Source organism: Sagittula sp. SSi028 (assembly GCF_048553715.1).
GTDB lineage: Bacteria > Pseudomonadota > Alphaproteobacteria > Rhodobacterales > Rhodobacteraceae > Sagittula.
The window spans coordinates 128,035-150,906 of record NZ_JBLZNC010000002.1; the positions used below are offsets into that span (position 1 = coordinate 128,035).

The window sequence follows — 22,872 nt, forward strand, 5'->3', positions numbered from 1 at the left end:
CCTTTCGGCGCGAAATGCCACGCCCGATTGTCGGGTCTGCGGCGTCGTTGGGTCGGGCGCGGCTCCTCTTCCGCGCCTGCCCCTCAGACAATCGTGTTCACATCGTCAAAGCCGAAGCGCGGCAACTTGCCGAAAAGGGCACGCTCATCAGCGTAGCCAATGTTACACAAAAAGTTCGACTTCCAGCCGGTGTCGGCAAAGAACTCTGCATCGACGATGTCATTTGAAAAGCCCGACATCGCCCCCACATCCAGCCCAAGCGCCCGCGCCGCGATCATGAAGTACGCGCCTTGCAATGACGAATTGCGCAAGGCCGTAATCTCGCAGTGCTCGGGCTTGTCGCGGAACAGAGGACGGCGGTCCTCATGCGGAAAGGTCTCCGGCAGACGGGTCCAGAAGTTCGGGTCATAGGCGATGATCGTCGTCACCGGCGCCTGACGCATCTTGTCGATGTTCTTGTCCTTCAGTGCCTTGGCCAGCCGATCCTTGGCTTCTTCGCTGCGCACATGCACATAGCGCGCAGGCAACGTGTTCATCGATGTGGGGCCTGCGACCGTGATCTCATGCAGGGCATGCAGCATCTCGTCGGACACGGGCCGATCCGTCCAAGCGTAATGCGACCGCGCATCGCGCAGGATCAGATCAATGGACGCATCATCAAGCCGCGTGATCCGCTGGCGCAGGTCGCGCACCGCCGCCTGCGCGGTTTCGCGTGGGTCCAGTGTCACGTTCATTCTGCCGCCTGCGCCAAATCGGATTCGTCCACGATGGGCGAGGCGCAGATGCCGATGCCTTCGATCTCGATCTCGATGACCTCACCGGGTTTCAGCCAGCGCGGCCCCGGCTTCTTGGCGTGACCCACACCCGGAGGCGTGCCCAGCGCGATCAGGTCGCCCGGTTCCAACGTGGTGAATTCGGACATGATCGCAATGGTCTGCGCCACGCCCCAGATCATGTTCGAGGTGTTCGAGCTTTGCAGGATCTCGTCGCCCACGCGGCTTTCGATCTTCAACCCCTTCGCCCCGTCGGGCAGATCGCCTTCGGTCACCACAAAGGGGCCAATCGCGCCGGTCTGGTCAAAGTTCTTGCCCGGTGTCCACTGATGCGTCTTGCGCTGGTAGTCGCGCACCGAACCGTCGTTGAACACCGTGTAGCCAAACACATGGTCGAGCGCGTCCGCCTCCGAGATATGACGCCCGCCTTTGCCGACGATCAGCATCAGCTCTGCCTCGTAGTCGAGCTTTTCCGAACAGTTGGGGCGCACCAGCGCCTCGCCCGCGGCCATGATGGACTGACGCGTACGCATGAACATCGCCGGATAGTCGGGAATGTCATAGCCGCCTTCCTTGATGTGTTCGATGTAGTTCAGGCCAAGGCACATGATCTTGCCCGGTGCCTCGACCGGCAGCGCGGGCGTCACTTCGGACACCGGCACTGTCTCGCCGGTTACATCGGCAGCTTGCGCCATCAACGCATCCGATTCGATCAGTGCCTGCAAATCGGTCCCGACCTGCGGCAATGCCTCGGTCAGATTGGTGGCCACATCCCCGTCCACACGGAACACCCCGCGCTGGCCTGCCACTGTCCCCACAAGAATTTTCATGTCGTCTCCTCTCAGATTTCCCTTTCTTTTGCCGATAAAAAATGTGTAGGTCAATAAATATCGATATTATTGGGAGGGAAAAATGCCTGAATGGAGCAGCTATCTCGAAACGGCGCGGGGCCGCGGGGCGCTTGCGCTGGAACTCTATGTGACCATCACCACGCCTGAGGCAGACGGCCCGGCCATTCCGGACGTGCTGCCCGATCACCTCGCCTATCAGCGCAAATTGGAACAGGCGGGGCAGCTGTTTCTGGCGGGGCCGCTGTCGGATGAAACCGGCACCCAGATCGAGGGCGCAGGGCTGGTGATCTATCGCGCGCCCTCGCTCGAGGCCGCGCGGGCATTGGCCGATGGCGACCCGATGCACGCCCGTGGCGCACGCAGCTACACCCTGCGCCGCTGGATGGTGAACGAGGGATCGCTGACGCTGGGTCTGGGCCTATCGACCGGTCAGGTGGCCCTGTCCTGACGGCTTCGCAATTCCTCGACATTTCTTTGCAGTCTCGCCAATCACAAAGGAGCGGCCCCATGCAGTTGATCCAGTCGACCTATCTGGTGGATCTGTTGTCCACGATCACGCTGCGCAATCGCACGTCACCGCGTGCCACAGATGCGCGCAGCCCGCAGGAACTGGCAGAGCTTTTGCTGACCGATCTGGGGGATGTGTCCTCGTCCAAGGTGTCGCGCGCTTTGCTGGCGCAATACCGCGACATGACCGGAGATGAGAAATCCGCCTTTTTCCAGATGCTGGCGCGCGATTTCGACATTGACCGCGACCGGCTCAAGGATCTTGCAGCCCGTTATGCCGACACCCCCACACCCGATACGCTGGCAGAGCTGACCGATTGCGCCGAGCCGCGCCGTCAGGAATTGCTGCGGCGACTGAACCGTGTGGCCGGGGCGACCGCCGATCTGGTGGCCATGCGCTGCGATCTGCTGGCACGGATCAAGGACGACCCCGCGCTCAAGGCCATTGATCTGGATTTCCTGCATCTGTTCCGGTCATGGTTCAATCAGGGCTTTCTGGTGCTGCGGCGCATCAGCTGGGACACGCCTGCGAGCATTCTGGAAAAGATCATCGCCTATGAGGCGGTGCATGCCATCGACAGCTGGGACGATCTGCGCCGCAGGCTGCTGCCCGAGGACCGGCGCTGTTACGCCTATTTCCATCCCGCCATGCCTGACGAGCCGCTGATCTTTGTCGAGGTCGCGCTGACCCACGGTGTCGCAAACAATGTCCAGGCCGTGCTGGCCGAAGATCGCGCAGCGCTTGACCCCGAGGACATCGACACGGCCGTGTTCTATTCGATCTCCAACTGCCAAAAAGGGCTGCGCGGCATCTCCTTTGGCAATTCGCTGATCAAACAGGTGGTCGAGGATCTGCATGGCGCGCTGCCGGGGTTGAAAACATTCGTCACCCTGTCGCCCATCCCCGGCTTTCGCGCATGGGCCGAGGGGCAGATGTCCGCCCTGCCCGCCCCCGAGGCCGCCCCGCTGGCCGAGGCCATCCGCAGCGCCGAGACCGGCGAGGCCGGGGCCTACGCCCTGCGCAGCTATGTCGCGCGCTACCTGATCCTTGAACGCCACCGCCGCGGCGGGCCGCTGGACCCTGTGGCCCGCTTTCATCTGGGCAATGGCGCGCTGGTCCATGACATCCACATCGGTGCGGACCGTTCGGACAACGGCCTGCGCCAGTCCTGCGGGGCGATGGTCAATTACCTCTATGATCTCGACCAGATCGACCTCAACATCGAAAAACATTCCTCTCAAGGGACCGTCGCCCATGCGCGCGCTCTGGCGCCCTTGCTGAAATCCAACGCCGTTCCGGCCAAGACCTGAGACACCACCATGACCAATCACCTCTTTGATCCGCTATTTGGCCGCCACGCTGGCAGCACTGCCCCCTTTGTCACGCCCAAGGGTGGCGCGCCGCTGAGCTATGCGGCGTTTCTCGACCTGTCAGCGCGCATGGCGCACGTCTTTGACGGGCTTGGCCTGAAGAAGGGCGACCGCGTCGCGGTGCAGGTGGGCAAATCGGTGCCTGCGCTTGCGATCTACGCCGCCTGCCTGCGCAGCGGTCTGGTGCTGCTGCCGCTGAACACCGCCTACACGGTCGCCGAGCTGGAATACTTCCTTGGCGATGCGGAACCGGGGCTGGTGGTCTGCGACCCCGCCAAGGCCGATGGCCTGCAGCCGATCCTGCCCGAGGGCGCGACGCTTTTGACGTTGGACGCCACCGGCGCGGGCACGCTGATGGAGGCGGCGGACAAGGCCCCCGCCGACCACGCGCCCTTGCCCTGTGGCCCCGATGATCTGGCGGCGATCCTGTACACCTCGGGGACGACGGGACGGTCCAAAGGCGCGATGCTGACCCATGACAACCTGCTGTCGAATGCGCGCACGCTGGCGGAGCTGTGGCGCTTTACGGCGGATGACGTCTTGCTGCATGCGCTGCCGATCTTTCACACCCACGGGCTGTTTGTGGCAGTGAATGTCTGCGCCATGGCGGGGGCGTCGATGCTGTTCCACCCCGGCTTTGATCTGGACGCCATGCTGGCGGATCTGCCGCAGGCCAACACGCTGATGGGGGTGCCCACCTTCTACACACGGCTGTTGTCCGACGCGCGCTTCACCCGCGATGCCACGGCACATATGCGGCTGTTCGTGTCCGGCTCTGCCCCCCTGCTGGCGGAAACCCACGAGCAGTTCGAAGCCCGCACCGGCCACCGCATTCTGGAACGCTACGGGATGACGGAAACGAACATGAACGTCTCCAATCCCTATGAGGGCGAGCGGCGCGCGGGCACTGTTGGCTTTCCCCTGACCGGGGTCGATCTGCGCATCACCGATCCCACCAGCGGCGATCCCCTGCCCGACGGCGAGATCGGCATGATCGAGGTGCGTGGCCCCAACGTATTCAAAGGCTACTGGCGCATGCCCGAGAAGACCGCCGAGGAGCTGCGCGGCAACGGGTTCTTCATCACCGGCGATCTGGGGCGCGTCGACGAGGACGGCTACGTCTCGATCGTAGGACGCCAGAAGGATCTGATCATTTCCGGCGGCTACAACATCTATCCCAAGGAAATCGAGGTCGTGCTGGACGAGATGCCGGAGGTGCTGGAAAGCGCTGTCATCGGCCTGCCGCATGCGGATTTCGGCGAGGCGGTGCTGGCCGTCGTGGTGCCTGCGCCGAACACCAGCCCCGACCCTGACGCCCTTTTGGAGGCGCTGCGCCCGCAGCTTGCCCGCTTCAAACACCCGCGCGCCATTCGCATCGTCGACGCCCTGCCCCGCAACACCATGGGCAAGGTGCAAAAGAACGTGCTGCGCGAGGCTTTTGCCACCACCCCGGCCTGAGGAGACCGGATCACATATCATCGGGAGGAGAAAACGATGACCCTGAAGACCCTGACACTGGCCGCGCTGGCGGCCAGCACCCTTGCGGGGGCCGCCCCCGCCGCCAATGTGGACGGCCCGTCCGTGTTCTGGAAGATTTCCATGTACGGCAACCCGCGCGCGCTGACATCGGGGATGGAGGCGATGGCCGAACATGTGGCCGCCGAGACCGATGGCAAATTCCGCATCAAGATCTTTTACGCAGACCAGCTTGGCCCGGCGCGTGAAAACCTCGACGGGCTGAAGCTCAACGCCTTCGAAGGCGCGGGCATCTGCAACTTCTACCACCCGGGCAAGAACCCCGCATGGATGGTGTTCTCGCTGCCTTTCCTGCCCATCGAAAGCCCTGCGGTGGACCGCTACGTGCGCAAGCGGATGTTCGAACACCCGGCAATCGTGGCGGATATGGCCAAGTGGAACGCGATCCCCTACGCCTCCGGCCTGCTGCCGCAATACGAGATGATGGGCAAAGGCACGCCGCCGCAAACGCTCGACGATTGGGCGGGCTTGCAGGTGCGCGCGGGCGGCGGTTTGGGCGACGCGATGGAGATGCTGGGCGCGACCAAGCAGACCCTGTCGGCAGCCGAAACGCTGACCGCCTTCCAGAACGGCACCATCGATGTGGCGGCCTTTCCCTTCACCTATGCCCATGTGGCGTTCAAGATCAACGAAGAGGCGGATTGGTACACCGCCAACATGTCGCCGGGATCGTCGGAATGTGGCTGGGTGTTGAACAAGACAGCCTTCGAGGCGCTCCCCGAGCAGTACCAGAAACTGATCTGGGACAGCCGCGATCTGGTTCTGGACACCGAGCTGGCGGCCTATGCGGCGCAGGATGAAAAGAACATCGCCATGTTCGAGGAAACCCTGACCAAGATCGAATATGACGCCGACGCGCTGGAGCAGTTCCGCGCCACCGCCGGTCAGCCGATCTGGGACAAATGGGTGGCCGACAACCCAGATTTTGACGCCCAGGGCGTTCTGGATGCCTTCCTTGGCTACGCCTCTGAGGCAAGCACGCAATAAGCGCTTTGGCGGTGGCCCGATGCAGGCCACCGCCCACCCCCTTCCCTAATTCGAACGGATTTACCTCAAATGAGACACGCCCCGCCCCCGACGCGCGGCCCCGTCGCCCGTGCAGACAGGCTATTGTCCCCTGTCGAAGACGCCACCAACCTGATTGCCGCCTTGTTTGTTTTTGCCCTGATGTGTCTGGGCATTGCGCAGGTGGTCATGCGCACCCTGTTTGACACGCCTCTGACCGGCTACGTCGATCTGGTCGAACTGTCGATGGCCGGCATGGCCTTTCTCGGCGCGGCCTACACGCAGCGCATGGGGGCCCATATCCGTATGGAGCTTGCCTTGGGTCAGCTTTCGGGGCGCAAGCTTTGGGCGGCAGAGATCCTTGGCGCGCTGATCGGGATGGCCGTGATCGGCGTGCTGATCTGGTACAGCGCCGGGCATTTCTGGCGGTCTTACGAGCTTGGCGACACCACGATGGATGCGGAATACCCCGTCTGGCCATCGAAACTGGTGGTGCCTGTCGCCTTTTCCCTGTGGTTTCTGCGGCTTGCGATCCAGTTGGCCGGTGCCGTGCGGCTGTTCATTGACCCTGCGCGCGACCCGCAAGGCGTCACCTTGATGAAGGACGCGGCCCAGACCGCCAAGGAAGAGGCGGATGCCGCCCAAGAGGAGCGCTGAGATGCTGATCGGACTAGGATTTGAACACCCGCTGACCGTGGGTTTGATCGGTGTCGGGCTGCTGATCGTGCTGGTGGCCATCGGGGTGCGCGTGGTCTTTGCCGCTGCCACCATCGGGCTGTTGGGACTGGTCGAGCTGATCGGCTGGGGACCGGCTGCGGGCATCGTGGGCATCGTCCCGCATGCCAAGGCCACGACCTATGCGCTGTCGGTGCTGCCCATGTTTGTCTTTATCGGCTTTGTCGCCTTCCACGCGGGCATGACATCACAGCTGTTTGATGCGGCGCGCAAATGGCTGGGCTGGATGCCCGGCGGGCTGGCGGTGGCCACGGTCTTTGCCACGGCGGGCTTTGCCGCTGTGTCCGGCGCCTCCACCGCCACTTCCGCCGTCTTCGCCCGCGTCGCCATCCCCGAGATGCTGCGCCACGGCTATGACAAGCGCCTGTCGGCAGGTGTCGTGGCTGCGGGCGGCACGCTGGCCACGCTGATCCCGCCCTCGGCCATTCTGGTGATCTACGCCATCATCGTCGAGGAATCCGTGGGCCGTCTGCTGTTGGCGGGCTTCCTGCCCGGTCTGGTGTCGGCCATCGTCTATGCCGCGATTATCATCGTCTGGGCGTTGGTCCGTCCCGACCACGCCCCCGCCACACCGCGTGCCGAACGCCCCGACTGGCCAGAGCGTATCCGCGCGCTGCCGCCGCTGTTGCCAATCATGGCGGTGGTGTTCGTCATCATCTCGGCCATCTACCAAGGCTGGGCCACGCCCACCGAGGCAGGCGCCTTGGGCGCGGGCATCATCTTTCTGGTGGCGGTGGCGCGCGGCACGGGGCTTAAACCCATCACCGAAAGCCTGATGGAAACCGCCAAGCTGACGGTGATGATCTTCTCGCTGATCTGGGGGGTGACGATCTTTGTCCGCTTTCTGGGCTTCTCGGGTCTGGCCGAGGCCTTCACCGGCCTTGTCGTCGGCATCGACGCCCCGCCGATGGTGATCATGATCTGCATCCTGCTGGCCTATGCGGTGCTGGGCATGTTCATGGATGCCATCGGCATGCTGCTGCTGACGCTGCCGGTGGTCTATCCGGCGGTCATGGCCTTGGGCTTTGATTCCATCTGGTTCGGCATCATCGTGGTCAAGATGGCCGAGATCTGCCTTGTCACGCCACCCATCGGGCTGAACTGTTTTGTGGTGGCCGCCGTGCGACCGGACATCTCCCTACCGGATGTGTTCAAGGGGATCACATGGTTCTTTGTCGCCGATGTGATCACCATCATCGCCCTGCTGGCCTTCCCCGAGATCGTCACATGGCTGCCCGACCTTATGCGATAAAAAGGAAAACACATGAAACTTGCATCATCACTATCGCTCGCCACCGCCGAGAAGATCGTCGACGAGGTGCTGGCCATCGGCCTGCGCGAAGGTATGAAGCCGCTGACCTGCGTGGTCATGGACAGCGGCGGGCGCATGGTCTGCATGAAAATGTCCGATGGCTGCGGGCTGCTGCGCTTTGACATCGCCTTTGGCAAGGCGTGGGGGTCGTTGGGCATGGGGTTTTCCAGCCGCACGATTCGGGATTACCTGTCCGGCCGCCCGACCTTTCAGAACGCGATCGCCGCGGCCTCTGACGGGCGATTCATTCCCGTGCCCGGCGGCGTGCTGATCGAAGACGCCAAAGGCATGACCATCGGGGCCGTGGGCGTGTCGGGCGACGCGTCAGAGCGTGACGAATACTGCGCCATCCACGCGATCAAAGCCGCAGGTTTCGCCCCAAACCCCGAACAAGAGGCCGAGGACTGGCGCGCCGCTTCGCTGTCAGACAAACACTAAAGCCCCGCCCGCACCGGCCCACCTGACACATCAGGTGCGGTCGGTGTGTGGCACACCTGAGATCTGTCAAAGCTGTCTGAAGATCGGGACAGGGGCTGGCGGAAATGCCCCTGATTTTGGTACCCAAGGCCGGACTCGAACCGGCACGCCCGCAAGGGCGGGGGATTTTGAATCCCCTGCGTCTACCATTCCGCCACTTGGGCCCGGACCTGCGTTTAGCCTGCGTGGAAGGCGGCGTAAAGAGGCATTTCGCAAATGCTTGACGGTTGCGGGTCTGCGTGGTCTTTGCCCTGCGTAAGGGGGAGGTCCCCATAGGCAGGAGAGCGCCATGACCGCACATCACACAGCCCCCGTGGCGGGCACCGGCGACAGCACGGCGATCTCGGACCGGCTGGATAGCCTTGTGGGCGAGGCGCGCGCCGCCGCAGGCGAAAGCGCACAGCCCGCCGTGTCCCTGGAATGGGTGCTGGCGCAGCTGCATGAACGCGCCTTTGGTCTGTTTTTGCTGATCCTCGCCCTGCCCTGCTGCATTCCCTTTCTCTACGGCATCCCCCAAGTGGTGGCCCTGCCGCTGATGTTTGTCTCCGCGCAGATTCTTGCGGGACGGCGGACCCCGTGGCTGCCGCGCCGTCTGGCAGAGCGCACCGTGGCCGTCAGCGGGCTGGAGGGTCTGTCGCTGCGCGCGGGTCCGTGGTTGCGCCGGATCGAGGCCATCAGCCGCCCCCGTCTGGCCGCCCTGACGCGTGCGCCTGCGGACCGACTGGTCGGGCTGGCGCTGGTGCTGTTCAGCGCCTCGATCCTTGTGCCGCTGCCGGGCACCAATACGGTTCCGGGCTTTGCCGTTGTTGTGGTGGCGATGGGTCTGCTGCAACGCGACGGGCTTTTGGTGATCCTCGGCGCGATCCTTGGCACCGCGTGGATCGCCACGCTGATCTTTGCAGGGGCCACATTGGTCAGCGTTTTGCGCGCATGGATCGGCATCTGAACGGCTTTGTGACTTGCATCCCTTTGCGCGCTGCGCGACCCCTTGCCCAAAGAGCAGGAGACCAAGATGACCCTGAACCGCCGCTTTCTGACAGCCCTAGGCACGCTTGGCTCGGTTGTGCTGATCCTTGGCGCGCTGGCGTTCCAGCATCTTGGCGGCATGGCACCGTGCAAGCTGTGCTACTGGCAACGTTACGGCCATTGGGCGGCCATCGCCTTTGGCGCTCTCGCGTTGTTTGTGCCGCAGCGCTGGCTTTTGTGGCTGGCCGCCGCCGGGGCCGCAGCCTCTGCCGGTGCGGGCCTGTATCACACCGGCGTCGAACGCAAATGGTGGGAGGGTCCCGCCTCCTGTTCGGGCAGCGATATCGGCGCGCTGTCTGCGGATGAGCTGATGAACCAGATCATGTCGGCCCCGTTGATCCGCTGTGACGACATCCCGTGGCAGCTGTTCGGGTTGAGCATGGCCAACTACAACGTGCTGGCGTCCTTGGTGATTGCAACCCTCTTTATCCTCGCCGCCCGCCGCCCGACCTGACCGCCAAGGCGTGACAGAGCCCGCGCCACCTGTCATGAATGACCCAAAGACCGGAGCCTTTTCATGACCAATTCGCTTGCCATTGTCCTTGGCCTGATGATCGCACTGTTTCTGGGCGTGGATTTTCTGGCCTTTGACGGCGATGCCACCCTGTTTCTGGCGCGCAAGCTGTACTGGCTGATCGACTACGTCGCCTTCTGGCGTTGATCGGCTGACAGGCTTCCCTTGGGTTGACTTCTGCGTCTGCGGGTGCATGTTAGCGCTAAATTCTCGGCAGCGCCGCAACGGCTGCGGCGCGCCATTTCTGACCAGCTAAGGGGGAGCTTTCCCATGACTGTCACCGTCGCAATCAACGGGTTTGGCCGCATCGGCCGTAACGTCCTGCGGGGCATCGTAGAATCCGGCCGCACCGACATCGAAGTGGTCGCGATCAACGATCTGGGCCCGGTGGAAACCAACGCCCACCTGCTGCAATATGACAGCGTGCACGGCCGTTTCCCGGTCGAGGTCAAGCACACCGACGACACCATCGATGTGGGCCGTGGCCCGATCAAGGTGACCGCGATCCGCGACCCCAAGGATCTGCCCTGGGACAACGTGGACATCGCGCTGGAATGCACCGGCATCTTCACCGCCCGCGAAAAGGCCGCGATGCACCTTGAAAACGGCTCCAAGCGTGTGCTGATCTCTGCCCCCGGCGCAGGCGCGGACAAGACCATCGTTTACGGCGTGAACGACAGCGTTCTGACCGCCGAAGACACCGTGGTGTCCAACGCCTCCTGCACCACCAACTGCCTGTCCCCCGTGGCCAAGGTGCTGAACGACGAGATCGGCATCGTGAAGGGCTTCATGACCACGATCCACAGCTACACCGGCGACCAGCCGACGCTGGACACCATGCACAAGGATCTCTACCGCGCGCGTGCGGCGGCCCTGTCCATGATCCCCACCTCCACCGGCGCGGCCAAGGCCGTTGGTCTGGTTCTGCCCGAACTCAACGGCAAGCTGGACGGTGTCGCGATCCGCGTGCCCACGCCGAACGTGTCGGTTGTCGACCTCACCTTCGAGGCGGCGCGCGAAACATCGGTCGAGGAAATCAACGCAGCGATCCGCAAGGCCGCCGACGGCCCTCTGAAAGGCGTGCTGGGCTACACCGACAAACAGCTGGTCTCGGTTGATTTCAACCACGACCCGCATTCGTCGATCTTCCACTGCGACCAGACCAAAGTCATGGAAGGCACCATGTGCCGCATCCTGACATGGTACGACAACGAATGGGGCTTCTCCAACCGCATGGCGGACACCGCCGTGGCCATGGGCAAGCTGATCTGATCCAAGATCTGGACCGAGTTACAGAAAACGGGGCCCGCGTGGCCCCGTTTTGCGTTCGTGTCACTGTGATGGATTGCGCGGGGTTGCCCCCAGCCGCGTGGCGATCCGTGACAGACGCGGACGTAAGGGCAGAAAGCCGCGATAGAGGCCTTCCAGAACCGGCGTGACACCGGGGAGCCGCGCAAGTTTGGCCAGCCAGCGCCAGCGGGGCAGTTGCGCCCAGAGCGCCACAAACCCTGCCGCCCCCGAGGCCAGCGCGCCATCCGCCTGCCGCACGTGAAAGCGCCGCATCGCCGTATCAGCGTCAAGGTCCGCACCCAAAGACGCGCCCTCTTGCGAGACGTCCACAAAAGCAAGCTGCCCCGCGCGCGCGCATTTTTCGTAATGACCAATCTCGACCGAACACAACGGGCAAGAGCCGTCGTAATAGACGGTCACAGGCGCATCTTCGGGGGTGGCTGGGGTCTTGGGCATCTCGGACATCTAATGCAGGCTCAACATGACTTCGATGTCGCGGCGGGTCAGCCGTTGCATCAAGGCGCGCTCGTCCTGATTAAGGCCCCGCCCCTCGGCGATGTCCTGTTGCAGCATGGCAGCAATATCGGTCGTCGCGGTGTAATAAATGTCAGGATGCGCGCCGCTGAGCTCGGCCACCATGCGCTGCAGCAGCCGTTTCTGCCGCTCCGCGTCCAGATCGTTGCGTTTGTCCTGTAACATATGCTGCGCCTCCGTTGTTGGGGCAAAGATAGCTCCCGTGGCAGAGGGGACAATCAGCGGGCGTGGCACGCGATGTCGCAGCCGGGAAACGCAAAAGGCGCCGCCCCCGTGGGGACAGCGCCTTTTTCAATGACAAAGTTGTCAGAGCGATCAGCCGTAGACAGCCTGATATGCAATGCGCGGTACGTCAGCACGGGCGATGTTCAGGTCGCGCATGTCAGCTTCGGATAGGGCGGACAGTTCATTTACAGTGCGGCGGTACTTGGCGCGTTTTTCAAGACGGGCGCGGAGCGAAGTCATCATGGTCATTTTCATCATCCTCATGTGAGCGGGTATCGTTTCTGTTGCCGCTAACATGGGGGATGCTGCGCCGCAGCACAATTGACAGATCTTTCTAGTCGCCATGCAAAAATCGCATAGCCCGCCTAGTCATCCGTTAATGCTGCATCGCAGCGCAACCTGAAGATGGGTTGGACAAGAGCCGCTTTACCCGAGCCGCTCTTTCAACGCAGCCTCGACCGTTGGGGTGACGAATTTCGACACATCCCCCCCGAGACGCGCGATTTCCTTCACCAGTTTGGAGGCAATCGCCTGATGCTGTGCCTCGGCCATCAGGAACACGGTCTCGACCGATTTGTCCAAGGCGCGGTTCATGCCAACCATCTGGAATTCATACTCGAAATCGGCCACGGCGCGCAGGCCGCGCACAATCACCTGAGCGCCCACATCGCGGGCGCAATCGATCAGCAGGTTCTCGAACGGGTGCACAACGATCTCTGTGCCGGTGTCGGCTGTGATAGAGGCGCATTCCGCCTCGACCATGGCGACACGCTCTTCGAGAGTGAACAAGGGGCCCTTGTCGCGGTTGATCGCCACGCCAATCACAAGGCGGTCGACCAAGGTCGCACCACGGCGGATGATATCAAGGTGACCCAAGGTGATCGGGTCGAATGTGCCGGGATACAGGCCGATACGCATGAAAAGGCTCCCCTGCCTTTGTCGAAAGTTGCGCCGCAACGCAACAATATTGCGCAGGTGAATGCAAGGCGCAAAACAAATCACGGGGCGGCAAAACTGCAACCCCGTGTCGCGCCGTCAATGGCCCATGATCATCCCTTCGAGCGCGGAGTTCTCCATCGCGAGTTCCGACAGGCGCGCCTTCACGACGTCGCCCAGCGTGATCAGCCCGACCATCTGGCCGTTTTCGATCACCGGCATGTGGCGAAACCGCCCCTCTGTCATCTGTGACAGCACCGCGTCCGCCTGATCGGACAGGCCACAGGTCACCAGCTTGCTGGTCATGAAATCGTCCACGGGCCGGTCCATGCACACAGCCCCCTCAGAGGACAGAACCCGCACCACGTCGCGCTCTGACAGGATGCCCTCGGCCTTGGTGCCATCGGTCGACACCACGACTGTACCGATACGTTTTTCGGCCAGAATGGCCACCGCATCGGCGACTTTGGTGCCGGGCGCGACCGTAAAAACCGTATCCACCCCTTTGCTCTTCAAGATCTGTTGGACCTGCATCGCGTTCCTCCTCCGCTATAACGATCAGCCTGTGGCACGGTGGAAATCCTGTCAAGTCAGGCCTTAACGTAGGGTTACTGAACGCGATCCAGTTGCGATTCCAATTGCTGCAATTCAAGGCGCATGCCGTCGACCAGCGCCTCGGCAAAGCGGTTCATGCGTTCCAGACGGCGGTCGTCCTCATGGCGCACAAGGTGAAAGGCCCGCGTCAGCGACACCTCGTCGGTCAGGATGCGCCGCAGCCCCGGCGCCAGTGGCAGGCTGAAATCATGCACCACGCCCAAGCCCGCCCCCTGACGCAGCCAATGGAACTGCACCGCCACGGAATTGGACGCCAGCGGCACCTGTGACAGCCCCAACTCGGCAAGGTAGTCGAGCTCTTTGTCAAAGATCATGTCCTGAATGTAGCCCACCATGCGATGGCCCTGCAGGTCGGCCTTTGTCCGGATCGGCGGGTGCTGGTCGAGATAGGCATCGGATGCGGCCAGATGCAGCCGGTAGTCTGCGATTTTCTGCACCATCAGGCGACCGGCGGTGGGACGCGAGACCGTAATCGCCATGTCCGCCTCGCGTCGGGACAGGTTGACCAGACGTGGCAAGGCAACGATCTGGACCTCAAGATCCGGATTGTCGCGGGCGATGCGGGCGCAGACCTGCGGCAGCAGAAAGTTGGCGCAGCCGTCCGGCGCACCGATACGGATCTGTCCCGACAGCCCGTCGGATCGGCCGCGCACGGCTTCCTCCGCCATCAGGGCGGCCTGCTCTGCTGCCTGCGCATGATCCACCAGACGCCCGCCCGCCTCTGTCAGCGCGTAGCCTTGTGGGGATTTCGCAAACAAGGGCGTGCCGAGTTTTTGTTCCAGCCGCGCGACGCGTCTGCCCACCGTGGCCGGGTCCATCCGCAGCACCTTGCCCGCCGCCGACAGGCTTTCGCCGCGCGCCACGCCCAGAAACACCCGCAAATCATCCCAATCCATCGCAGCGCCCCTCTGCCCCCTTTGCGTTATCGCAAAGCCCGTTTGCCAATCTGCCCCTGTTGCGGGCAAAATTGCAAGAGTATGGTCAGCACAAAGCCACTTTGGCAGACCCCAACAGGAGCCCCCATGGAACTGAGCAACTGGATCGACGGCGCACTGGTCAAATCGACCTCGGGCCAATTCACCGACGTCTACAACCCCGCCACCGGAGAAGTGCAGGCCAAAACGCCCCTGTCCACGGTCGAGGAACTCAACGACGCCGTGGCCCGCGCCAAGACAGCGCAAAAGGCATGGGGCGCAACCAATCCGCAGCGCCGCGCCCGCGTGATGATGGCCTTTGGCGCGCTGATCAACAAACACATGGACGAGCTGGCCGAGCTGGTCGCCCGTGAACACGGCAAGACCATCCCCGATGCCAAGGGCGACGTGCAGCGCGGCCTTGAAGTGGTCGAGGTCTGCATGGGCGCGCCGCATATGCTCAAGGGTGAGTACACCGACAACGGCGGCCCGGGCATTGATCTGTATTCCATGCGCCAGCCGCTGGGCGTGGTCGCGGGCATCACGCCCTTCAACTTCCCCGCCATGATCCCGCTGTGGAAGATGGCCCCCGCGCTGGCCTCTGGCAACGCGATGATCCTGAAGCCGTCCGAGCGTGTGCCCTCGACCTCGCTGCGCCTCGCGGAACTGCTGCAAGAGGCCGGCCTGCCCGATGGCGTGCTGCAGGTGGTCAACGGGGACAAAACCGTCGTAGACGCAATCCTTGATAACGAGGACATCGCCGCCGTGGGCTTTGTCGGCTCGACCCCCATTGCGCAGTACATCTATGGCCGTGCCGCCAACAACGGCAAGCGCGCGCAGTGCTTTGGCGGCGCGAAAAACCACATGATCATCATGCCCGATGCGGACCTCGACAAGGCAGCGGACGCGCTGGTGGGCGCGGGCTACGGTGCTGCGGGCGAACGCTGCATGGCGATTTCCGTGGCGGTCCCCGTCGGCAAGGAGACGGCGGACAAGCTGATCGAAAAGCTGGTCCCGCGTGTCGAAAAGCTCAAAGTCGGCCCCTACGCCTCCGACAGCGAGGTCGATTATGGCCCCGTCATCACAGCGCAGGCCAAACAACGCATCGAAGGGCTGATCGCCTCCGGTGTGGAACAAGGCGCCGATCTGGTGATCGACGGTCGCGGCTTCCAGCTTCAGGGCTATGAGGACGGATTCTTTTGCGGGCCGTCGCTGTTCGACAATGTGACGCCGGACATGGACATCTACCAGCAAGAGATCTTTGGCCCCGTGCTGTCCACCGTCCGCATGGACACCTATGAGGATGCGCTCAACCTGATCATCGACAATGATTATGGCAACGGCACCGCGATCTACACCGCCGATGGCGACACGGCGCGCGACTTTGCGCACCGCGTGAACGTGGGCATGGTCGGCATCAACTTCCCCATTCCGGTGCCGCTGTCCTACCATACCTTTGGCGGCTGGAAGAAATCGGCATTTGGCGATTTGAACCAATACGGCCCCGACGCCTTCCGCTTCTACACCAAGACCAAAACGGTGACCGCGCGCTGGTTCTCCGGCATCAAGGAAGGCGGCGAATTCAACTTCAAAGCCATGGATTGATACAGTCCCAAGCCCGCGTCACCAGATGGCGCGGGCTTGGCTCACCCCATATGGAAGCACAGCCTATTGGAATGAGTCATAACTTAAATCACTCAATAGTTGTAATTATATCCCATCCGCCCTTTAATTCGTGATATTTCCGCGAATACGAGACGACCGCCGGCAAAAGCCTTGGTCCGGCCCGTCGCAGGCAGTATCACAAAATGGCAGCACCACATGCCTGCCCACTCACCCTGAATTGTATCATGGCGCGCCCCTCTGCCGCGTCGATAGCGACAAAGCCAATGGCCATAGACATCACCGTTGCCGCCGACCGCGGCCTTGCCTATTTCCGAATGTCCGGCACGGTGGACACACAGGCTGCGGCCAAAGCCTATGCCGTTTTGCTGGAACATCCCGCCTTTCGCCCCGATCTGGTGATGCTGACCGACACGCGCCAATTGCACACCATCAACACCAGTTTTCTGGGCATCATGGCAGCCGTGCAACGTCTGGTGCCCCTGTTCGGTCGCTACTCTACAGATGTCCAGTCGATCGTTCACGCGCCGTCTGATGTGGCCTATGGATCAGCGCGCATGTTGCAGCAAGTGGCCGAACCGATCAGCCCGTTCCGGTTTTCGATCCACCGGACAGAGGAAAAAGCCCTGCGACAAGCGGGCCAGACCGAGGCCAGCTTTGACGCGCTGGAAGCGGCGCTTGGCACCTTGGCGCGCGCCGCGTGACCCTGCCCCTTGCCGCCCTGCCCGCCAAAGGCTAGGCACGGCGCAAAGCCACCAAGGGGCCGCCCATGAAAGTTGCCATCGCCACCTCTGACTATTTCGTTCAGGGCGAGACCTTCATCAACCGTCACATCGCCCATATGTTCGCGGGCCGCACCTGTGTGGTCTGCGGGCGGCACAACGGACAGAACCCGCTGGACAAACCCGTGTTCGAACGGCGCGCCCGCCTGTCGGTTGCGGACAAGCTGCGCGTGCCCTTTGCCATGGCAGCGGGGGCTGCTCGACACGCCACGTCCCGCGTGCCATTTGGCGACAACCGCCGCGCGCTGGAACAGTTTCTGCACGAGCAGAAAGTCGATGTCATCCTGTCGGAATTCGGCACGCAGGCCATCGTGCTGGCACCGCTGGCCAATGATATGGGTATTCCGATCTTTACCTATTGGCGGGGCACCGACGCCTCCAAGATGCTGCGCGTCAAACAGCGCGTGCGCTCCTACCGGCTGATGATGCCGCGACTGGCGGGGATGTTTTCAGTCAGCCAGTTCCTGCTCGACAATCTCGCAGCGCATGGCATCACCCATGACAACGCCCATGTGGTGCCGTCGGGTGTCGATATCCGCCGCTTCACCCCCGGTGACAAACAGCCCGGCAGCTTTCTGGCTGTGGGGCGGATGGTCGAAAAGAAAGCGCCCGAGATCACCTTGCGCGCTTTTGCCGAGGCTGCGCGTGGACGCGCGGCGCATCTGACCTTTATCGGCGATGGCCCCTTGCTCGCGCGGTGCAAATCGCTGGCAGCGGAGCTGGGCGTGGCCGATCAGATCACCTTTACCGGCGCCCTGCCCCATGACGAGGTGCGCGCCCACCTGCACCGCACCGAAGTCTTCCTGCAGCATTCGATTACGGCCAAGGACGGCAACACCGAAGGTCTGCCCACCGCCATCCAGGAGGCGCTGGCCTCTGGCTGTATTACTCTGTCGACCCGCCACGCAGGCATCCCCGAGGCGGTGGAGCACGGCGTCAACGGACTGCTGGTCGATGAATGGGACGCCGAAGGCTTTGCCATACAGATCACCGAGATTCTGGACATGCCGGACCGCACCGCCATGGCGCAGGCCGCCCGGCGCACCGCCGAGACAAAGTTCGACAATGACGACGGTCTTGCACGGGTGGAACGTGTGCTGCGGCAGGCCATCGCCTAAACCGCCGTCCCATCGGAACGAATTGTCGCATCCTTCGTTGGTCCCCCAGAAGGCCGGATATGTCCGGCGATATGGATCATCTCGAAGGGATACAACATGACCGGACTTGGTTGGTTTGCAGCCATCATCGTCGGCGGCATCGCTGGCTGGCTGGCAGAAAAGTTCATGCATTCGAACATGGGCATCATCATGAACATCATCCTCGGCATCGTGGGCGCGGTCGTGCTGAACGCGATCCTGATGGCCGTGGTGGGCAGCACGCTGGGCGGCTGGATCGGTCAGCTGATCATCGGCTTTATCGGTGCCTCGCTGCTGATCTGGGTGGCCCGCGCCGTGCGGGGACGCGCCTGATCACGCCCCTTTTCCGTGACTTAGACAACAGACGCGCCGGTCCTCCCCCGGCGCGTCTTGCGTATTGAGCCTTCCGCATTCGAGGTCCCATGTTCGCCGACCTGCCCCTGCCCCTGTTGCTGATCGTCTTTGCCGTCGCCGCAGCGGCGGTGATCGCCGCCTCCATCCGGGCCATGCATCTTGCCGATACCATCGCAGACCGCACCCGCATGGGCGAGGCACTGGCAGGCGGTGTGATCCTTGGGGCCGCAACCTCGCTGTCCGGTGTCGTGGTTTCTGTCACCGCGGCAAGCGGCGGGGACGCGAGCTTTGCCATGTCGAACGCGGTGGGCGGCATTGCGGTGCAGACCCTGTTTCTCGCCCTGGCCGATATGCTGTGGCGGGGGACCAATCTGGAACATGCCGCCGCCGAGCCTGCCAACCTGTTTCAAGCGGTGATGCTGATCGTGCTGCTGGCCTTTCCCGTGCTTGCCGCCTCTGGTCCCGATGTTGCGATCCTGTCGGTGCATCCTGTCAGCGTCATTCTGTTTCTCTCCTATCTCTACGGTTTGCATCTGTCCGCTGCGGTCTCAAACGACCCGATGTGGGAGCCTGTGCGCACCCGTGACACCCGCGAGGACGTGCCGGATACCGAAGACGAAGCCGACAAATCGGCCCGTGGCCCGGCCATGGTCTTTGTTGTTCTGGTCGTGATCATGGGGCTGTGCGGCTGGGTGATCTCGCAGGTGGGCGGCACGTTTATCACTCGGTTCGGGCTGTCGTCGTCGCTGGTGGGGGCCTTGCTAACAGCGGTGGTGACATCGCTGCCGGAACTGGTGACCACCGTGGTCGCGGTGCGCAAAGGTGCGCTGCAACTGGCGGTGGGCGGGATCATTGGCGGCAACACCTTTGACACGCTGTTTCTGGTGTTCTCCGATGTGGCCTACACAAAGGGATCAATTTACCACGCGGTCGGGCTGACGGATCTGTACTGGCTGGCCACGGGCCTGTTGATGACGGCGGTGCTGCTGGGCGGTCTGGTTCTGCGCCAACGCGAAGGCCCCGCCCGCATCGGCATCGAATCTGTTATGCTGATCGCGATCTATTCGTCTGCCGTCGCGGTGGAGCTCTTCGCCTGACGCCCCGCCCCTGCAAAGCCGCAAGACCGGATTGCGCCCACGCCGCTTGCATTTCAGGCCAGCTTGGGGCGTAATCTGAACAAATGTTCATTTACACCGCGCGGAGGAGGCTTGTCCGCGCGCAGGCTTGGGAGGGCCGGAAATGGATTTTGCACTCAGCGACGAACAAACCGCCATTTTCGACATGGCGCATGCCTTCGGGCAAGAGCACATCGCCCCGCATGCCCGCGCGTGGGAGGCCGAGGGCACCATTCCCAAAACGCTCTGGCCGGAACTGGCCGCGCTGGGGTTTGGCGGCCTGTATGTGTCAGAGGACAGCGGCGGCTCTGGCCTTAGCCGTCTGGATGCGACGCTGGTGTTCGAGGCATTGTCGATGGCCTGCCCCTCTGTCGCGGCGTTTTTGTCGATCCACAATATGTGCGCCAAGATGATCGACAGCTTTGCCGGCGACGACCTGCGCGCCCTTGTGCTGCCCGATGTGCTGAGCATGAAGACGGTTCTAAGCTACTGTCTGACCGAGCCGGGGTCGGGTTCCGACGCAGCGGCGCTGAAAACCCGCGCGACCCTTGGCGCGGATGGCTATACGTTGAACGGGACCAAGGCGTTTATCTCCGGCGGGGGGTATAGCGACGCCTATGTGGTGATGGTGCGCACCGGCGCGGACGGCCCCAAGGGGATTTCCACCCTACTGGTCGAGGACGGCACCGATGGTCTGTCCTTTGGCGGGCTGGAGGACAAGATGGGCTGGAAAAGCCAGCCCACCCGTCAGGTCCAGTTCGACGACTGCACCGTGCCTGCCGCCAATCTGATCGGCGAAGAGGGACGCGGGTTCAGCTATGCCATGGCGGGGCTCGACGGGGGGCGGCTGAACATCGCGGCCTGTTCGCTGGGGGCCGCGCAATCGGCGCTGGATATGACGCTGGCCTATATGTCTGAGCGCCGCGCCTTTGGTCAATCCATCGACCAGTTTCAGGCGCTGCAGTTCCGCCTTGCCGATATGGAGATCGAGCTTCGGGCCGCGCGGGTGTTCCTGCGGCAGGCCGCGTGGAAGCTCGACACCGGCGCGGCGGACGCCACACAGCATTGCGCCATGGCCAAGAAATTCGTCACCGAAGCCGGATCGCGCATTGTGGATCAATGTCTGCAGTTGCACGGCGGCTATGGCTATCTCGCAGACTATGGCATCGAAAAGCTGGTCCGCGATCTGCGGGTGCACCAGATCCTTGAAGGCACCAATGAAATCATGCGCATGATCACCGCCCGCCACATGCTTGCCCGCTAAACCAGAAGGCCGCGATATGTCCGATCTGTCGATCCGCACCGAAGGCCGCGCAGGCCGCATCACCCTGACCCGCGAGGCGGCGCTGAACGCGCTGTCTTATGATATGTGTCTGGCCATCGAGGCCGCACTGGACCGCTGGCGCGATGACACGTCCGTGGCGCTGGTCATTCTGGACGCCGCAGGCCCGCGCGCCTTTTGCGCCGGTGGCGATATTGCCCAGATGTACCACACGGGGCGTGCGGGCGAATACGACTATGCCCGCAGGTTCTGGCGCGATGAATACCGGCTGAATGCCAAACTGGCGGCCTATCCCAAACCGGTCGTCTCCTTCATGCAAGGGTTCACCATGGGCGGCGGGGTTGGTCTTGGTGGTCATGTTAGCCACCGCGTCGTTGGCGAAACCGCCAAGATCGCCATGCCGGAGGTGTCTATCGGCTTTATCCCCGATGTGGGCGGCACCTATCTGCTGGCCCGCGCCCCCGGTCATCTGGGGGAATACCTAGGGCTGACGGCGCATCGCATGACAGCAGCGGATGCCATCCATGCCGGGTTCGCCGATCACTACATCCCCGAGGACCAATGGCCGAGCGTCAAGGACCGCTTGGCCGAGACTGGCGACATTGCCCCCCTACAGAATGCGCAGCAAACGCCGCCCGTCTCTGCACTGGCCGCGCAACAAGAGCGGATTGATGCGGTGTTTGGCGCCGCCGATATCGCGCAGATCCTGTCGCAGCTTGGTGACAGCGACTGGGACAACACCACGCGCGAGACGCTGCAGCGCATGTCGCCCCTGTCGCTTGAGATGACCCTGCGTCTGGTCCGAGAGCTGCGCGGGCCGGATATGACCATGCCGCGCGCCTTGCAGGCGGAATATCGCATCAGCCACCGCATCATGGAGCGGGGCGATTTCCTTGAAGGGATCCGCGCCGCCATTATCGACAAGGACAAATCACCAAAGTGGCAGCACGCCCATGGGCAAGTGCCACCTGACGAGGTCGCGCAGATCATGGCCCCCTTGGGCAATGATGAGTGGACATTCACGGAGGGACAGACATGAAGATCGGCTTTATCGGACTGGGCAACATGGGGGCGCCGATGGCGCGCAACCTTGCCGCGGCTGGCCATGAGGTGACCGGCTTTGACGTGGCGGGCGTCACCGCCGAGGGCGTAATCCCCGCCGACAGCGCAGCGCAGGCCGTGGCCGCCGCAGATGTGGTCATCACCATGCTGCCCAACGGGGATATCCTGCGCAGCGTGGCCGCCGACATCATCACCCATATGACGGCCGGCGCGGTGCTGCTGGACTGTTCAACCGTTGACGTGGGGTCTGCGCGGGCAGTTGCCAACTTGTGCGAACAGGCGGGCATGGGGTCGCTGGATGCGCCGGTCTCTGGCGGGATCGGCGGGGCGGCTGCGGGCACGCTGACCTTTATGGTCGGCGGCGCAGAGGCGGATTTTGCCAAGGCCAAGCCGCTGTTCGACATTATGGGCCAGAAGGCCGTGCATTGCGGCGCCTCTGGCAATGGGCAGGCGGCCAAGATCTGCAACAACATGATCCTCGGGGTGACAATGATCGCCACCTGCGAGGCGTTTTCGCTGGCCGATAAGCTGGGCCTGTCGCGCGAGGCCATGTTCGATGTTGTCTCGACCTCTTCGGGTTATTCATGGTCAATGAATGCCTATTGCCCCGCCCCCGGCGTGGGGCCGACCTCGCCCGCAGACAATGAGTATACCCCGGGGTTTGCGGCGGAACTGATGCTCAAAGACCTGCGGCTGAGCCAACAGGCTGCCGAGGCCGCGCAGGCTGACACCCCCATGGGCCAAACCGCAACAGAGCTGTACCGCGCCTTCGTCGAGGATGAGGACGGCCGTGGTCGCGACTTTTCCGCCATGCTGCCACGCTTGGCGGCACGAAGCCGCCCGAAACAAGATTGATATCAAGCGGATTTTCGCGCTCAGGCCACAGCGGCCAAAAAA

General features: G+C 63.0%; 27 protein-coding genes and 1 tRNA gene. 19 read left to right on the forward strand and 9 right to left on the reverse strand.

What is annotated here, in order from left to right:
- Positions 1 to 83: 83 nt before the first annotated feature.
- Both ACN5AZ_RS04075 and ACN5AZ_RS04080 read right to left on the reverse strand, forming a co-directional pair.
- The gene (locus ACN5AZ_RS04075; RefSeq protein WP_419427582.1) at positions 84 to 734 is read right to left on the reverse strand and encodes a malonic semialdehyde reductase; all 651 of its coding nucleotides are present in this window, start codon (positions 732 to 734) and stop codon (positions 84 to 86) included.
- Positions 731 to 1,603 carry a fumarylacetoacetate hydrolase family protein gene (locus tag ACN5AZ_RS04080; RefSeq protein WP_419427583.1) on the reverse strand — a complete coding sequence of 291 codons (873 nt, stop codon included), beginning with the start codon at positions 1,601 to 1,603 and terminating at the stop codon, positions 731 to 733. The genes ACN5AZ_RS04075 and ACN5AZ_RS04080 overlap by 4 nt, the downstream gene beginning before the upstream one ends.
- An 82-nt stretch (positions 1,604 to 1,685) precedes the next feature.
- Between ACN5AZ_RS04080 and ACN5AZ_RS04085 the strand changes: the two genes are divergently transcribed.
- The 7 genes from ACN5AZ_RS04085 (at position 1,686) to ACN5AZ_RS04115 (ending at position 8,528) form a co-directional block, all read left to right on the forward strand.
- Positions 1,686 to 2,072 (forward strand): YciI family protein, encoded by a 387-nt coding sequence (locus tag ACN5AZ_RS04085; RefSeq protein ID WP_419427584.1) that lies wholly within the window; start codon positions 1,686 to 1,688, stop codon positions 2,070 to 2,072.
- 59 nt (positions 2,073 to 2,131) lie between these two features.
- A complete protein-coding gene (locus ACN5AZ_RS04090; RefSeq protein ID WP_419427585.1) occupies positions 2,132 to 3,442 on the forward strand; it encodes a malonyl-CoA decarboxylase in 1,311 nt (436 codons plus the stop codon).
- Positions 3,443 to 3,451: 9 nt separating this feature from the next.
- Entirely contained in the window at positions 3,452 to 4,960 is a 1,509-nt protein-coding gene (locus tag ACN5AZ_RS04095; protein WP_419427586.1) for a malonate--CoA ligase, read from the forward strand.
- Positions 4,961 to 4,996: 36 nt separating this feature from the next.
- The gene (gene dctP / locus ACN5AZ_RS04100; RefSeq protein ID WP_419427587.1) at positions 4,997 to 6,025 is read left to right on the forward strand and encodes a TRAP transporter substrate-binding protein DctP; all 1,029 of its coding nucleotides are present in this window, start codon (positions 4,997 to 4,999) and stop codon (positions 6,023 to 6,025) included.
- Positions 6,026 to 6,094: 69 nt separating this feature from the next.
- Entirely contained in the window at positions 6,095 to 6,700 is a 606-nt protein-coding gene (locus ACN5AZ_RS04105) for a TRAP transporter small permease subunit (protein WP_419427588.1), read from the forward strand.
- 1 nt (position 6,701) lies between these two features.
- Positions 6,702 to 8,030, forward strand: a complete 1,329-nt coding sequence (locus tag ACN5AZ_RS04110; protein WP_419427589.1) for a TRAP transporter large permease — start codon at positions 6,702 to 6,704, stop codon at positions 8,028 to 8,030.
- A gap of 12 nt (positions 8,031 to 8,042) precedes the next feature.
- Positions 8,043 to 8,528, forward strand: coding sequence for a GlcG/HbpS family heme-binding protein (locus ACN5AZ_RS04115; RefSeq protein WP_419427590.1), 486 nt, complete (start codon positions 8,043 to 8,045; stop codon positions 8,526 to 8,528).
- 117 nt (positions 8,529 to 8,645) lie between these two features.
- Here the strand turns inward: ACN5AZ_RS04115 and ACN5AZ_RS04120 are convergent.
- A tRNA-Leu gene (locus ACN5AZ_RS04120) sits at positions 8,646 to 8,731 on the reverse strand.
- 125 nt (positions 8,732 to 8,856) lie between these two features.
- On the opposite strand from ACN5AZ_RS04120, the gene ACN5AZ_RS04125 reads away from it, so the two are divergent.
- From ACN5AZ_RS04125 to gap, 4 genes are all read left to right on the forward strand, one after another.
- Positions 8,857 to 9,513 carry an exopolysaccharide biosynthesis protein gene (locus tag ACN5AZ_RS04125; RefSeq protein WP_419427591.1) on the forward strand — a complete coding sequence of 219 codons (657 nt, stop codon included), beginning with the start codon at positions 8,857 to 8,859 and terminating at the stop codon, positions 9,511 to 9,513.
- A 66-nt stretch (positions 9,514 to 9,579) separates the two neighbouring features.
- The gene (locus tag ACN5AZ_RS04130; RefSeq protein ID WP_419427592.1) at positions 9,580 to 10,047 is read left to right on the forward strand and encodes a disulfide bond formation protein B; all 468 of its coding nucleotides are present in this window, start codon (positions 9,580 to 9,582) and stop codon (positions 10,045 to 10,047) included.
- A gap of 63 nt (positions 10,048 to 10,110) precedes the next feature.
- Positions 10,111 to 10,254, forward strand: coding sequence for a hypothetical protein (locus ACN5AZ_RS04135; protein WP_419427593.1), 144 nt, complete (start codon positions 10,111 to 10,113; stop codon positions 10,252 to 10,254).
- A gap of 123 nt (positions 10,255 to 10,377) precedes the next feature.
- Positions 10,378 to 11,379, forward strand: coding sequence for a type I glyceraldehyde-3-phosphate dehydrogenase (gap, locus tag ACN5AZ_RS04140; RefSeq protein ID WP_419427594.1), 1,002 nt, complete (start codon positions 10,378 to 10,380; stop codon positions 11,377 to 11,379).
- Positions 11,380 to 11,439: 60 nt separating this feature from the next.
- Here gap and ACN5AZ_RS04145 read toward each other — a convergent pair whose 3' ends face one another.
- From ACN5AZ_RS04145 to ACN5AZ_RS04170, 6 genes are all read right to left on the reverse strand, one after another.
- Positions 11,440 to 11,853 carry a thiol-disulfide oxidoreductase DCC family protein gene (locus ACN5AZ_RS04145; protein WP_419427595.1) on the reverse strand — a complete coding sequence of 138 codons (414 nt, stop codon included), beginning with the start codon at positions 11,851 to 11,853 and terminating at the stop codon, positions 11,440 to 11,442.
- A 9-nt stretch (positions 11,854 to 11,862) separates the two neighbouring features.
- Entirely contained in the window at positions 11,863 to 12,096 is a 234-nt protein-coding gene (locus ACN5AZ_RS04150; protein WP_419427596.1) for a hypothetical protein, read from the reverse strand.
- Between the two features lie 150 nt (positions 12,097 to 12,246).
- The gene (locus tag ACN5AZ_RS04155; protein WP_419427597.1) at positions 12,247 to 12,405 is read right to left on the reverse strand and encodes a DUF1127 domain-containing protein; all 159 of its coding nucleotides are present in this window, start codon (positions 12,403 to 12,405) and stop codon (positions 12,247 to 12,249) included.
- A 177-nt stretch (positions 12,406 to 12,582) separates the two neighbouring features.
- Positions 12,583 to 13,074, reverse strand: coding sequence for a pantetheine-phosphate adenylyltransferase (gene coaD / locus ACN5AZ_RS04160; protein WP_419427598.1), 492 nt, complete (start codon positions 13,072 to 13,074; stop codon positions 12,583 to 12,585).
- A gap of 117 nt (positions 13,075 to 13,191) precedes the next feature.
- Complete coding sequence (locus ACN5AZ_RS04165) at positions 13,192 to 13,626, reverse strand: CBS domain-containing protein (protein ID WP_419427599.1); 435 nt, start codon at positions 13,624 to 13,626, stop codon at positions 13,192 to 13,194.
- 74 nt (positions 13,627 to 13,700) lie between these two features.
- Complete coding sequence (locus ACN5AZ_RS04170; protein ID WP_419427600.1) at positions 13,701 to 14,603, reverse strand: LysR family transcriptional regulator; 903 nt, start codon at positions 14,601 to 14,603, stop codon at positions 13,701 to 13,703.
- A 126-nt stretch (positions 14,604 to 14,729) separates the two neighbouring features.
- On the opposite strand from ACN5AZ_RS04170, the gene ACN5AZ_RS04175 reads away from it, so the two are divergent.
- The 8 genes from ACN5AZ_RS04175 to mmsB all read left to right on the forward strand — a co-directional run bounded on the left by ACN5AZ_RS04175 (position 14,730) and on the right by mmsB (position 22,830).
- Entirely contained in the window at positions 14,730 to 16,226 is a 1,497-nt protein-coding gene (locus tag ACN5AZ_RS04175) for a CoA-acylating methylmalonate-semialdehyde dehydrogenase (protein ID WP_419427601.1), read from the forward strand.
- 284 nt (positions 16,227 to 16,510) lie between these two features.
- Entirely contained in the window at positions 16,511 to 16,948 is a 438-nt protein-coding gene (locus ACN5AZ_RS04180) for a hypothetical protein (RefSeq protein ID WP_419427602.1), read from the forward strand.
- 65 nt (positions 16,949 to 17,013) lie between these two features.
- A complete protein-coding gene (locus tag ACN5AZ_RS04185) occupies positions 17,014 to 18,144 on the forward strand; it encodes a glycosyltransferase (protein WP_419427603.1) in 1,131 nt (376 codons plus the stop codon).
- 96 nt (positions 18,145 to 18,240) lie between these two features.
- The gene (locus ACN5AZ_RS04190; protein WP_419427604.1) at positions 18,241 to 18,495 is read left to right on the forward strand and encodes a GlsB/YeaQ/YmgE family stress response membrane protein; all 255 of its coding nucleotides are present in this window, start codon (positions 18,241 to 18,243) and stop codon (positions 18,493 to 18,495) included.
- A gap of 89 nt (positions 18,496 to 18,584) precedes the next feature.
- The gene (locus ACN5AZ_RS04195) at positions 18,585 to 19,613 is read left to right on the forward strand and encodes a sodium:calcium antiporter (RefSeq protein WP_419427605.1); all 1,029 of its coding nucleotides are present in this window, start codon (positions 18,585 to 18,587) and stop codon (positions 19,611 to 19,613) included.
- Positions 19,614 to 19,755: 142 nt separating this feature from the next.
- A complete protein-coding gene (locus tag ACN5AZ_RS04200; protein WP_419427606.1) occupies positions 19,756 to 20,895 on the forward strand; it encodes an acyl-CoA dehydrogenase family protein in 1,140 nt (379 codons plus the stop codon).
- 16 nt (positions 20,896 to 20,911) lie between these two features.
- Positions 20,912 to 21,952, forward strand: a complete 1,041-nt coding sequence (locus ACN5AZ_RS04205; protein ID WP_419427607.1) for an enoyl-CoA hydratase/isomerase family protein — start codon at positions 20,912 to 20,914, stop codon at positions 21,950 to 21,952.
- Positions 21,949 to 22,830 carry a 3-hydroxyisobutyrate dehydrogenase gene (gene mmsB, locus ACN5AZ_RS04210; RefSeq protein WP_419427608.1) on the forward strand — a complete coding sequence of 294 codons (882 nt, stop codon included), beginning with the start codon at positions 21,949 to 21,951 and terminating at the stop codon, positions 22,828 to 22,830. Before ACN5AZ_RS04205 ends, mmsB begins: the two co-directional genes overlap by 4 nt.
- The last annotated feature ends 42 nt before the right edge of the window (positions 22,831 to 22,872 follow it).